The organism is Gordonia sp. NPDC003504 (assembly GCF_053587995.1).
Genome location: NZ_JBSFPC010000016.1, coordinates 65,453 through 77,882, shown reverse-complemented (window position 1 = coordinate 77,882; position 12,430 = coordinate 65,453). Strand labels below are relative to the sequence as shown.

At 69.2% G+C, this 12,430-nt stretch carries 9 protein-coding genes; 3 read left to right on the top strand and 6 right to left on the bottom strand.

Annotated elements, in window-relative coordinates; all coding sequences use genetic code 11:
- Positions 1-93: 93 nt before the first annotated feature.
- From ACWDPV_RS21960 to ACWDPV_RS21945, 4 genes are all read right to left on the bottom strand, one after another.
- Positions 94-354, bottom strand: a complete 261-nt coding sequence (locus ACWDPV_RS21960) for an HPr family phosphocarrier protein (protein ID WP_449744668.1) — start codon at positions 352-354, stop codon at positions 94-96.
- Positions 355-471: 117 nt separating this feature from the next.
- Positions 472-2,577, bottom strand: coding sequence for a PTS fructose transporter subunit IIABC (locus ACWDPV_RS21955; protein WP_449744667.1), 2,106 nt, complete (start codon positions 2,575-2,577; stop codon positions 472-474).
- Positions 2,578-2,646: 69 nt separating this feature from the next.
- Complete coding sequence (locus ACWDPV_RS21950) at positions 2,647-3,612, bottom strand: 1-phosphofructokinase family hexose kinase (protein ID WP_449744666.1); 966 nt, start codon at positions 3,610-3,612, stop codon at positions 2,647-2,649.
- A complete protein-coding gene (locus ACWDPV_RS21945; RefSeq protein ID WP_449744671.1) occupies positions 3,609-4,379 on the bottom strand; it encodes a DeoR/GlpR family DNA-binding transcription regulator in 771 nt (256 codons plus the stop codon). The genes ACWDPV_RS21950 and ACWDPV_RS21945 overlap by 4 nt, the downstream gene beginning before the upstream one ends.
- Positions 4,380-4,633: 254 nt before the next feature.
- Between ACWDPV_RS21945 and ptsP the strand changes: the two genes are divergently transcribed.
- Positions 4,634-6,307 carry a phosphoenolpyruvate--protein phosphotransferase gene (gene ptsP, locus ACWDPV_RS21940; protein ID WP_449744665.1) on the top strand — a complete coding sequence of 558 codons (1,674 nt, stop codon included), beginning with the start codon at positions 4,634-4,636 and terminating at the stop codon, positions 6,305-6,307.
- Between the two features lie 39 nt (positions 6,308-6,346).
- Here the strand turns inward: ptsP and lexA are convergent, their stop codons facing one another.
- Positions 6,347-7,087: a transcriptional repressor LexA gene (gene lexA, locus ACWDPV_RS21935; RefSeq protein WP_449744664.1), complete on the bottom strand. Its 741-nt coding sequence runs from the start codon at positions 7,085-7,087 to the stop codon at positions 6,347-6,349.
- A gap of 616 nt (positions 7,088-7,703) precedes the next feature.
- Between lexA and ACWDPV_RS21930 the strand changes: the two genes are divergently transcribed.
- Positions 7,704-7,970, top strand: coding sequence for a LysM peptidoglycan-binding domain-containing protein (locus ACWDPV_RS21930; RefSeq protein ID WP_449744663.1), 267 nt, complete (start codon positions 7,704-7,706; stop codon positions 7,968-7,970).
- 24 nt (positions 7,971-7,994) lie between these two features.
- Positions 7,995-8,501 carry a transcriptional regulator NrdR gene (nrdR, locus tag ACWDPV_RS21925; protein WP_449744662.1) on the top strand — a complete coding sequence of 169 codons (507 nt, stop codon included), beginning with the start codon at positions 7,995-7,997 and terminating at the stop codon, positions 8,499-8,501.
- On the opposite strand, the gene hrpA is transcribed toward nrdR, so the two are convergent.
- A complete protein-coding gene (gene hrpA, locus ACWDPV_RS21920; RefSeq protein ID WP_449744661.1) occupies positions 8,475-12,428 on the bottom strand; it encodes an ATP-dependent RNA helicase HrpA in 3,954 nt (1,317 codons plus the stop codon). The genes nrdR and hrpA overlap by 27 nt on opposite strands.
- Between the last annotated feature and the right edge of the window lie 2 nt (positions 12,429-12,430).

Sequence of the window (12,430 nt, the reverse complement as noted above, 5' to 3'; positions counted from 1 at the left end):
ACCACAACCAGACGACCACGACCCCACGAGACGGCCGGTCACCCGTACGGGTGACCGGCCGTCTCGTGTTGTCGAGATCGTCGGGGACGCTGCCTACTCGGCGTCGAGATCCTTGGCGACGAGTTGGGCGATCTGCTCGAGTGCGCCCGCGTCGTCGGAGGACACGATGACATTCGTTCCCTTCTCGGCGCCGAGGGTCATGATCATCAGGGCCGAACCGGCGTCGACCGGTTCACCGCCCTCGACGGCGAGGGTGATCGGGACGCCGGCATCGGCGGCGGCCTCGGCGATGATGGTCGCGGGTCGGGCGTGCAGTCCGACGGCGGAGCCGACGGTGACAGTGGTGCTGGGCATGGTGACTACTCCTTTGGAGGGTGCGGCTTCAACGGCAGGTAATGGTGAGGTGATTGTGCCCCGTGATCACCGTGGCGGGCGGGATTTCGCCGACGCCCGCCACGGTGATCCGCCTCGTCAGGCGGCGACGGCCTCGCGCTCCACGGCGGCGACCTCGTCGTGGCCGTGGCCGCGCCCCCACTGCTTGGCGGCGATGACGCAGACCGCCGAGAGCACGGTGCCCGCGGCCAAGGCGACCAGGAAGAGCAGCCAGTGGTTCATCGTGAAGAACACGAAGATGCCGCCGTGCGGGGCGCGCTGGGTGACGCCGAAGGCCATGATCAGCGCGCCGGACAGCGCGCCGCCGGCCATCATCGAGGGGATGACGCGGAACGGATCGGTGGCCGCGAACGGGATGGCGCCCTCGGAGATGAACGATGCGCCCAGCAGCCAGGCGGCCTTGCCGTTCTCGCGTTCGGGTTCGGTGAACAGGCCCGGGCGCAGGACGGTGGCCAGTGCCAGGGCGAGCGGCGGGACCATTCCGGCGCACATGACCGCGGCCATGATCTCCAACTGTGCGGTTCCGGCGATGGCCAGACCGGCGGTGGCGAAGAGGTACGCCGCCTTGTTGACCGGGCCGCCGAGGTCGAAGCACATCATCAGGCCCAGGACGATGCCGAGCGCGATCTTCGAGCCACCGGACATGCTGTTGAGGCCGTTGGTCATCTCGGTGGTCACCCAGGCGAGGGGTTTGCCGAGCAACATGTAGAGCACGACGCCGATGAACAGGCTGCCCAGCAGCGGGATGATCACCACCGGCATCAGGCCACGTGCCCATTGCGGCAACGGGAGTCGGGAGATCCACAGGCAGACGACGCCGGCGATCAGACCGCCGACCAGGCCGCCGATGAAGCTCGCCCCGACCGCCACGGACACCAGTCCGGCGACGAATCCGGGTGCGATGCCGGGTCGGTCGGCGATGGCGAACGATATGTAGCCGGCCAGGACGGGCACCAGCATGCTCATGGCGAGTCCGCCGATCGCGAACAACACCGCGCCGATGTACTGTCCGAGCCCGTCGGCGGGCAGATCCCACAGGCTGTTGTGCAGTGCGATGAATTGTCCGTCGTTGAGGGCGCCGGTCTCGTCGAGGGTCTTGTTGGCGATCTGGTATCCGCCGAGGAACGGCAGGAACGCCAGCGCGATGAGCAGACCGCCGGCGGCGACGAAGGGGATCATGTAGCTGACGCCGGTCATCAACGCCTGCTGGGTGCGCTTGCCCAGGCCGAGGGTTTCTCCGCCGGCGGCGTCGGCCGAGGCGTCGTTGCCGTCACCGTCGCGGACCACCGCGGCCTTGGGGTTGCGGGCGGCGGCCATGGCCTCGGCGATCATCGTGTCGGGCTCGTTGATGGCGCGTTTGACGCCCGAGGCGATCACCGGCTTGCCGTGGAATCGGCTCTTGCCCTTGACACCCACGTCGGTGGCGAAGATGACCGCGTCGGCACCGGCGATGACGTCCGGGGTGAACGGGGTCGTTCCCGACGAGCCCTGTGGTTCGACGTGGAAGTCGACACCGGCGCGTTCGGCGGCGTACTTGAGGGCGTCGGCGGCCATGTAGGTGTGTGCGATACCGGTGGGGCAGGCGGTGATCGCCACGATCGAGAGCTTCTTTTCGGCGGTGGCGGGGGCGGCGACGGCCGCAGTGGTGGCTGCTGCAGCGGGTGCGGCGGCCTCGGTGGTCGAGACGGTGGTCTTCTCGGTGGCGGCGACCGTGTCGGGCTTCTTCGCCGGCGGATTGATCGCCTCGTCGACCAGGGTGACGACCTCGTCGTCGGTCTTCGCCGCCCGCAGGGACGCCACGAAGTCGGGGCGGACCAGCGCGCGGGCGAGGGAACTCAGCAGCTTCATGTGCGCGGCGGCGCCGCCCTCGGGCGCGGCGATGAGGAACACCAGGTCGGCCGGGCCGTCCGGCGCGCCGAAATCGACCTTCTTGGACAGTCGTGCCATGCTCAGGCTGGCCTCTGTGACCGAGGCGGCCCGGGCGTGGGGGATGGCGATGCCGCCCGGTAGGCCGGTGGCGGACTTGGCCTCGCGGGCCAGGGCGCCTCGGGCGAGATCGGCGGCGTCGCTGGTGCGTCCGGCGGCGGCGAGGTTCTCGGCGAGGTAGTTGATCACCGCCGACGGGTCGTCGCCCGCGTCGATGTCGAGGTTCACCGTCGCTCCGGTGATGATCTGCTCGGACATGAATCTTCCTTTACTGCTGGGTAAGTCGGGAGTGTCGGATGGGGGTGGGGGAGGTCGGGGAAGTCGGGGTCATGTGGCGGGGGCGGCTCCGGCGAGGTCGGTGATCGCGACATGATCGGGGTCGAGGTGATCGGGTCGGGGTGGCTGGGTGCCGGCCAGTGCGGCGGCGGCGGCCCCGTAGGCGACGGCGCTGCGTAGTCGCTCGGGTTCGTCGGCGCCGCGCGCCTCGGCGATGAGGTAGCCGGCCAGCGAGGAATCGCCGGCGCCGACGGTGCTTCGCGGGACGATCGGGGGTGGCGTGGCGAACCAGCTGCCCGATGTGGTGGTCAGCACGGCGCCCGCGGCACCCAGGGTCGTCAACACCGCGCCGCCGGTGTGCCCGGCGAGTTCGGCCGAGGCCGCGATGATCGGGTCCAGGTCGCCGGCGGCGGCGGCCCGCCGCAGCACCGTCGGGTCGGCGCCGCAGACCTCGGCGAGTTCGGTCTCGTTGGGCTTGATCAGGTCGACGTGGCCGGTGACCGCGGCGCGCAGTGGCTCCCCGGAGGTGTCGATGGCGACCCGGCAGCCACGCGCGATGAGCTGATCGGCCAGCTCCCGATACCAGGAGTCCTCGACTCCGGGGGGAAGCGATCCGCACAACGCCACCCAGGTGGCGCCGGCGGCGCGCGCCAGCACCAGATCGGTCAGGGCGGCGCGGTGGCGATCGTCGAGCGGTTGGCCGGAGGCGTTGATCTTGGTGGTGGTGCCGTCGGCCTCGGCGATGGTGATGTTGGAGCGGACCTCACCGTCGACGGCGACGGTCTCGTGGCGCAGACCGACGGCGTCGAGTGCGCTCAGCAGTGGGTCGCCGGCGCGGGCGGGCAGGACGGCGATGGTGTCGATGCCCGCCTCGGCGACGACGCGCGAGACGTTGACGCCCTTGCCGCCCGGTTCGGCGCGCACGGCCACCGCGCGCTGCACCTCACCGCGCTCGAGCGGCGCGGCGATCTCCAGCGTGCGATCCAGGCTGGGATTGGCTGTGACGGTGAGGATCATGCGATCACGACCTCGATGCCGCGGGCCGAGAGGGCAGCGGCGTAGGAGGGATCGACACCGGCGTCGGTGATGAGGACGTCGACATCATCGAGCGAGGCGAAGGACGAGAAGTCCTCGCGGTTCATCTTGGACGAGTCCGCCAGGACGACGACGCGTTGGGCGGAGGCCACCAGTGCCGCCTTGACGGCCGCCTCCTCGGGGTCGGGTGTCGACAATCCCAGGCCCTCGCTGATGCCGTTGGTCCCGATGAACGCCACAGAGGTGCGGAAGGTGGCAAGGCGGGCCACGGTCTCGGCGCCCACCGCGGCCTGGGTGAGGCCGCGTACCCGACCGCCGACGAGATACAGGGTGGCGTTGGGCTGATCCGCCAGTACCGTCGCGATCGGGAGGCTGCTGGTGACGATGTGCAGGCGGCGATCGGTCGGTAGCGCGACGGCCGTCTGGTAGGTGGTCGTCCCGGCGTCGAAGGACACCGCCCCGCCGTCGGCCGGCAGAAAGGCGAGTGCGGCCCGCCCGATGGCCGCCTTCTGGATGGTGTGGCTGGTCTCGCGTTCGGCGATGTCCTGCTCGCCGATGAGCTGAACCAGTTCGGGTCGGACCGCGCCGCCATGGACGCGTTGTAGGTGTCCGGAGCGCTCCAGGGTTGCCAGGTCACGGCGCACTGTCTCGCTGGTGACATCGAATCGCTCGGCGAGCGAGCTGACCGATGCGCGGCCATGCGAACGAACCAGTTCGGCAATCGCCTGCTGTCTTTCTTCGGCGTACACATTGCTCCGATCGGAGAGGACGGGTGACGGCATGTCTGCGTCCATGTGGGTTTGAGTGGAAGTCGGTGTTGCTATGTCTTTGTTTACGCCTGTTTGTGTTGACAAGTCAAGGATTTCTTGTAACTTCAATCACAAGAGATGTGTGGCGGGCAGATTCTTCACAGATCGGGCCGCCGAGAGAGCGATCTCGAGACAGCACGGACCACAGATCGGCCGACGACGGCTGATACGAACCTCGAACGAAGGGCAACGCAGTGGAACATCAGCAGGGTCAGGAACTGCGTGGGACTCCCGTGGTCGGCGGGAAGGCCTACGGGCCGGTGGTTCGCCCCGGCGAGCGGATCGCCCCGGTGCACGACACCGTGACGATCCCCGAGGACGCGCGGGAGGCGGAGTTGTCCCGCTTCGTGGACGCGGCCGGGCTGGTTTCCGCCCGACTGCGCGAACGTGCCTCACATGCCTCCGGTGCGGCCGCGGAGGTTCTCATCGCGACCGCGGGCCTCGCCGAGGACCGCGGGTGGATCGGCGCGGCAGGCAAGCTGATCTCCTCCGGGTCGTCGGCGGCGTCGGCCGCGACCGCGGCGACCGAGCAGTTCGCCGCGCTGTTCACCAAACTCGGTGGTCTGATGGCCGAGCGCGTCACCGATCTCAACGATGTCCGTGATCGTGTCGTGGCCGAGTTGCTCGGACAACCCGAACCAGGTGTGCCGGTGCCCGCCGAGCCCTCGGTGCTGTTCGCCGCCGATCTGGCACCGGCCGACACCGCCGGACTCGATCCGAAACTGGTCACCGCGCTGGTCACCCGGCTCGGCGGTCCGACCAGTCACACCGCGATCATCGCCCGGCAGTTGGGCATTCCGTGCATCGTCGCGGTCGCCGATCTCGACGAGGTGACCGCCGGAACCCTGGTGCTCGTCGACGGCACCGCGGGAACCGTTGTGGTGGAACCGGATCCGGATCAGGCACGGGTGGCCGTCGATGAGAGCCGACGCGAGGCGGAACTCGTGGCGGGCTGGACGGGGCCGGGGCGCACCGCCGACGGTCACGCGGTGGACATCCTGGCCAACGTGGCCGACGGCGTCTCCGCGCGCGCCGCCACCGCATATCCGGTCGAGGGAGTGGGCCTGTTCCGCACCGAGCTGGCCTTCCTCGACAGCGCCGAGGCGCCCACGGTGGCCGAGCAGACCGAGCTCTACCGCGAGGTGCTGGAGGCGTTCGCGGGCAGGAAGGTCGTCGTGCGGACGCTCGACGCGGGTTCGGACAAGCCGTTGAAATTCGTCGACCATGGCACCGAGGCCAACCCGGCCCTGGGAGTCCGGGGTAATCGGATCACCGCTCGACACCCGGAGATCCGGGCCGGGCAACTCAACGCGATCGCGGCGGCGGCCCGCGAGACCGGAAGTACTCCGTGGGTGATGGCGCCGATGATCGCCTCGGCCGAGGAGGCCGCGGAGTTCGCGGCCGCAGTGCGCGGGCGCGGCCTGGTCGCCGGCGTGATGGTCGAGATCCCGTCCGCCGCGATACTCGCGTCGTCGATCCTCGCCGAGGTCGACTTCGTGTCGATCGGTACCAACGACCTGACGCAGTACACGATGGCGGCCGACCGGATGTCGGCCGATCTGGCCGAACTCACCGATCCGTGGCAGCCCGCGGTGCTCGCGCTCATCTCGATGGTGGCCGAGGCCGGAAAGCGAATGGACAAACCTGTCGGCGTCTGCGGTGAGGCCGCCGCCGATCCGCTGCTGGCCTGCGTACTCGTCGGACTCGGCGTCACTTCGTTGTCGAGTGCGCCGGCGGCGTCGGCAGCGGTCGGCGCCAAACTCGGTGGCGTCACCCTCGATGCGTGCCGCGCCGCAGCGAGTGCAGCACTGGCGACCTCCTCACCCGCGGCCGCACGTGCCGCCGCCACCGCGGCGCTCGCCGGCTGAACCTCGGCGAGCGCCGCATCGGGCGGGCCCGGGGTCGGATCAGATCCGGCGCATCACCGTGACGACCTTGCCCAGGATGGCGGCGTCGTCGCCGGGAATCGGTTCGAAATGCTCATTGTGCGGCATCAGCCACACATGACCGTCCTTGCGCTTGAAGGTCTTCACGGTGGCCTCGCCGTCGATCATCGCGGCGACGATGTCACCGTTGTCGGCCACGTTCTGCTGGCGCACGACGACCCAGTCGCCGTCGCAGATCGCGGCGTCGATCATCGACTCGCCGACCACCTTCAGCAGGAACAGTGATCCCTCGCCGACGAGTTCACGCGGCAGCGGGAAGACGTCCTCGACGGCCTCCTCGGCGAGGATCGGTCCACCGGCCGCGATGCGTCCGAGAACCGGAACGAAGGTGGGGGCGGGCAGATTCGACGCGACCGCGGTGTCGTCCGGCGGGGTGTGCTCGCCGTCCTGCACGTTGACCGCACGCGGGCGGTTGTGGTCGCGCTTGAGCAGTCCCTTGCGTTCCAGTGTCCGCAGCTGATGAGCGACCGACGACGTCGAGGCCAGCCCGACGGCGTCGCCGATCTCGCGGATGCTCGGCGGATAGCCGCGCTCGCGCACCGACTTGCGGATCACATCGAGCACGCCCCGCTGACGCGGCGTGAGCGAGGCCTCCGCGGCCACCGCGTCGAACGGGACCTCCGGCTCGTCGGCGGCGGCCGGCCCGCGGCCGCGCTTGGTCGACGACGTCGACGTCGTCGAACGTCGGTTCTTCTCACTCATCGGGTGTTCGATCCTTTCGGTCGGAAACTCTGCTGTGGTCGGACGGTGTTGTCGGTTGTCCCGTGCAGTCGGTTGTCCGATGCGGTCGGTTGTCCGGGGTGCGGCGGGGGCTGTCCGCGGGTCTGCGCTGCTGGTCAACGGCCAGGTTAGTCCAGGTCACCGACAACTTCAAACACTTGTTCGACGTGTCGCGAGAAATTGTCGGAGGTGCGTGATAGAACTTCGAACATCAGTTCCTCGAACGAGTGATCGAGAAGTGATCGAGAAGTGATCGAGATCGGAGACTCTCATGCAGAACACCTTGGTTCGCAATGAAACCGCAGGTCAGGCGCGTCGGGCGACGGTTCGGCGCACCCCGTCCGGTGCCCGTTTGGGTGCCTTTCCCGACGCCCGGTGTGCGGTGCGAGACGATGTCACGCCCCGGTGCGGCGCGATCGTGCACGCAGGACGGCCGGCTCGCCGCGCCACCCCGGTGGCGCGGCACCGGCACCTCCACCGCCCCGCCGACAATCGTCCGGTCGACCGGCCTCGGGTCGCGATCCCCAGGCGCCCGGCCGGGACGCCGTGCGCCGGGCTCGCGTCGCAGTCCCGTCGGGCGGGCCGTCGCGGTGCCGCGGTGGCCCTGCTGACCGGGGTGGCGCTGGCGATGCTGGTGTGGCTGATCGGTGTCGCCGGCAGCGATTACCAGGAATCCGCCGCCCCAACGCCGGTGGCCACGCAGGTGGTGCACGTCCGGGCGGGGGAGTCGCTGAATTCCGTCGCCGCGCGCGTGGCACCCGAGATGCCGCGGCAGGCGGTCATCGACCAGATCGTCGAGCTCAACGACATGGGTGGCAGCGCCCTGCGTGTCGGTCAGGCGCTGCTGACGCCCGCATATCGCTGAACGGTGAGGCGCTATTCTCGATGCATGCGCTGCCCGTTCTGCAGGAATGATGACACCAAGGTCATCGACTCCCGAGTCGCCGACGAGGGACAGGCGATCCGTCGTCGCCGTTCGTGCAGCGCCTGTGGCCGACGATTCTCCACCGTGGAGACCGCCGTGCTGGCGGTGGTCAAGCGCAACGGCGTCACCGAACCGTTCAGTCGGGAGAAGGTGATGCGCGGGGTGCGCCGCGCGTGCCAGGGACGGCACGTCCACGAGGACGATCTGGCCCAGTTGGCGCAGCAGGTCGAAGAGACGGTGCGCGCCTCGGGCGTTGCGGAGATCCCCAGCAACGAGGTCGGTCTCGCCATTCTCAAACCGTTGCGCGACCTCGACGAGGTCGCCTATCTGCGGTTCGCGTCGGTGTACCGGTCGTTCGATTCCCTCGAGGACTTCCAACGCGAGATCGACGATTTGCAGGGCAACCTCACGCGGCGCAACGGCACGGATACATCCGACGCCCTCTCAGCCGAGTCGATCCAGGGTTCGTAACGCGCGCTTCTCCGAGATCGGATATCGGGTGCCCAGCCGCTGGGCGAACAGACCCACCCGCAGTTCCTCGACCATCCAATGCGCCTGCTCGTTGACGAGATCGCGACGGGCCTCGGGTACCTCGGCGAGTCGCTGATTCCACCGCCCCGTGACCCTGTCGAGCGCGCTCATGGCCGCCCGGTCCCGGTCCGCCGATCCCGGAAGGTGTTCCAGCCGCTCGCGTGCGGCCGCCAGATATCTCGGGAGGTCGGCCAGGTGCTCACGGGGAGTGGCCAGGACGAAGCCGTCGAAGATCAGGTTGGCCAGTTGCTCGGCGACGTCATCGGCGGCGACATGACCGGAATGCTCATCGATTGCCTGACGCAGCGGCGCAACCATCCGGAGTGCGTTGACGGCCGAGGCGAGATACTCCGGTGCGGCCGTACGCACGCGCGGACCGAGTGCAGCGGCCAGCGCACCGAACTGCTGCGGTGACCGCACCCGGGCCGCCGCGTCGACGTCGACGAGATCCCGGATGGCCCGCCTGGTGCAGTCGGCGAAGAACTCGCTCGCATCCCGGTAGGGGTTCTGGCTCAACGCGAGTCGCCCCGCAGGGTCGAGGCCCGACGATGCCTTCGACGAGAGTCCGGTGATGGTGTGGTCGAGCAGCGCGATGACACCGGCGACCCGCATCCGGTTGGCCTCGTCCTCGGTGGCGGCGGTGGCCCGCGCGACGCCCACGGATCGGCCCGGCTCGCCGACGGCACGCAACGTGGGATGGCGGGTGATGCGTTGGCCCGCGACGTCGGCGGTCTCCGTGACGGCGAGGGTGCCGATTCCGTCGGCGGTCCAGGTGGTGTGCACGTCGGCCGGTGGTGTCGGGCGACGATCCGAGACATCGGCGGCGAGGTCTGCGAAGGATTTGCTGCGCCTGCGGATCTCGCCGGCCTCGTCGACGACGGCGAAGGTGATCCGCAGGTGGGCGGGCAGCCGATCGACGGCGAAGTCCGCCGGTGTCACGGTGTGCCGGGTGATCGTCGACAACTCGCGGGCCAGCCCACGGACCAATGGTTCGGAGCGAGGCGTCAGCCGGGACAGGGCCAGGTCGGCGAAGCGCTGTGCCGGGGCCATCGTCTTGCGAAGCTGTTTGGGCAGGGTCTTGACGAGTTCGGTGGCCAGTTCCGATCGCATTCCCGGTACCAGCCAATCGAATCCGGCGTTGCGGACGTGGGGGAGCAGGGCCTGCGGAATGACGACGGTGACCCCGTCGTCGGGTGCGCCCGGCTCGAATCGGTAGCGCAGTTCCAGGCGGGTGTCGCCCTGCTGCCATGCCCCCGGATAGTCGGTGTCGGCGACGACGACGTCGGCGGCCACATCGGCGGGGGTCAGATCCAGCAGGGTCGGGTCGGTGCGCCGCGCCGACTTCCACCACGTGTCGAAGTGCCGCGCCGAGGTCACCTCGGCGGGGATGCGCTTGTCGTAGAACTCGTAGAGTTGCTCCTCCGAGATCACCACATCGCGACGCCGTGCCCGGTGCTCGACGTCGGCGGCCTCGGTCAGCAACTGCCGATTCTGTTCGAAGAAACGATGATTCGTCCGCCAGTCACCCTCGACGAGGGCATGCCGGATGAACAGGTCGCGCGACACCTCGGGGTCGATCGGGCCGTAGTCGACGCGTCGGCGCGCCACCAGCGTCACGCCGTAGAGGGTGACCCGCTCGTAGGCCATCGCGGAGCCCCGCGTGGAGGACCAGTGCGGTTCGCTGTGAGTGCGTTTGACAAGATCGCCGGCGAGTTTTTCCGCCCACAACGGGTCGACCCCGGCCACCGTGTGCGCGAACAGCCGGGACGTCTCGATGATCTCGGCGGCCATCAGGAAGGCCGGCGGTTTCTTGGACACCGACGACCCGGGGAAGATCATCAGCGTCGTGTTGCGCGCGCCGGTGTACTCGCGGCCCTCAGCGCCCCGGACCGCGATGTTGCCGAGCAGGCCGGCGAGGATGGCGCGGTGGATCGCGTCGGCATTCGGTTCGGTCTCGGGGATCTGCCAGTCGAGGTCGGTGACGATTCCGCGCAACTGGCGGTGCAGGTCCTGCCATTCGCGGATGCGCAGATAGTGCAGGAACTCGCGCTCGCAGGTGCGTCGGAACTGATTGGCCGACATCTCCTTACGCTTCTCCTGCACATATCGCCACAGCTGCGTATAGCTCAGGAAGTCCGAACCGGGGACGGCGAAACGCCGATGACTGGTGTCGGCGGCCTCCCGGTGCTCGGCCGGGCGTTCCCGCACGTCGGGAATCGACAGGGCGGCCGCGATCACCAGCACGTGGTCGAGGCAGCCCTCGTCGCGGGCGCCCACCAGCATCCGGGCGATCCGCGGATCGACCGGTATGCGGGCCATCGTGGCGCCGACCTTCGTCAGGCGCACCTCGCCCGGGTCTCGGCCGCCGGCGTCCGATCCGCTGCCGCGTCCGGAGCCCTTGCCCGGCACCGTGATCGCTCCCAGTTCCGACAGCACGCCGACACCGTCGCGGACCGCGCGGGAATCCGGCGGCTGCACGAAGGGGAAGTCCTCGATGTCGCCGAGACGCAAGGACGTCATCTGCAGGATCACCGACGCGAGATTGGTGCGCAGGATCTCCGGGTCGGTGAAGGCGGGCCGCGCATCGAAGTCGGATTCGGAGTACAGCCGGATGCAGATACCCGGGGCCACACGTCCACATCGACCGGCGCGCTGGCGGGCACTGGCCTGCGACACCGGTTCCACCGGCAGCCGCAGGACCTTGGTGCGGGTGGAGTAGCGGGAGATCCGCGCGGTGCCCGAGTCGATCACATACCGGATTCCGGGGACGGTCAACGAGGTCTCGGCAACGTTGGTGGACAACACGATTCGTCGTCCGTCCGACGGTGTGAAGACGCGCTGCTGATCGGCGATGGACAGCCGCGCGAACAGCGGGACTACCTCGGCGCCCGCGGCGACCCGGCGCGACAACGCCGCCGCCGCCTCCCGGATGTCGCGTTCGGTGGGCAGGAACACCAGAATGTCGCCGCGACCGGCGGTGCCCCACAGTTCGTCGATGGCGGCGTCGACGCCCTGGAACAGATCGAGGTCGGCGTGTTCGCCGCCACCGCGTTCGTCGCCGGCATCCGGGTCCTCACGCAGGGTCAGTGGCCGGTAACGCACCTCGACGGGATAGGTCCGACCGGACACCTCGATCACCGGCACCGGTGGGCCGGAGTCGGTGGTGAAATGCCGGGCGAATCGGCCCGGTTCGATGGTGGCCGAGGTGATGATCACCTTCAGGTCGGGTCGGCGCGGCAGCAGCCGTCGCAGGTACCCGAGGATGAAGTCGATGTTCAGCGACCGCTCGTGGGCCTCGTCGACGATGATCGTGTCGTAGTGACGCAGCATCGGGTCGGTGGAGATCTCCCGGAGCAGGATGCCGTCGGTCATCACCTTGACGAGCGTGTCGGCGCCGGAGCGGTCGGAGAAGCGCACCGAGTAGCCGATGGCCTCACCGATCCGTGTTCCGGTCTCCTCGGCGATCCGCCGGGCCACCGAACTCGCCGCGATGCGGCGGGGCTGGGTGTGGCCGATCGCGCCACGCACACCGCGGCCGAGTTCGAGGCAGATCTTCGGTAGCTGGGTGGTCTTGCCCGACCCGGTCTCACCGGCGATCACCACCACCTGGTGCTCGGCGATCGCCGCCGCGATCTCGTCGCGAGCCGCCGAGACCGGCAGATCCTCGGGGAATTCCAGGACGGGGACGGCGGCGCGGCGGGCGGCGACCCGTCGTTCGGCACCGGCGAGGGATTTCTCCAGTCCGGCCAGTCGGTCCGCGGAGGGTTGCGGCCCGAGCTTGTCGAGGCGCCGCCGAAGCGCATGGGCATCGGCGATGCCGACGGCACGAATCCGCTCGAGGAGATCGCGGCGATCCGGTGGTGTCATGA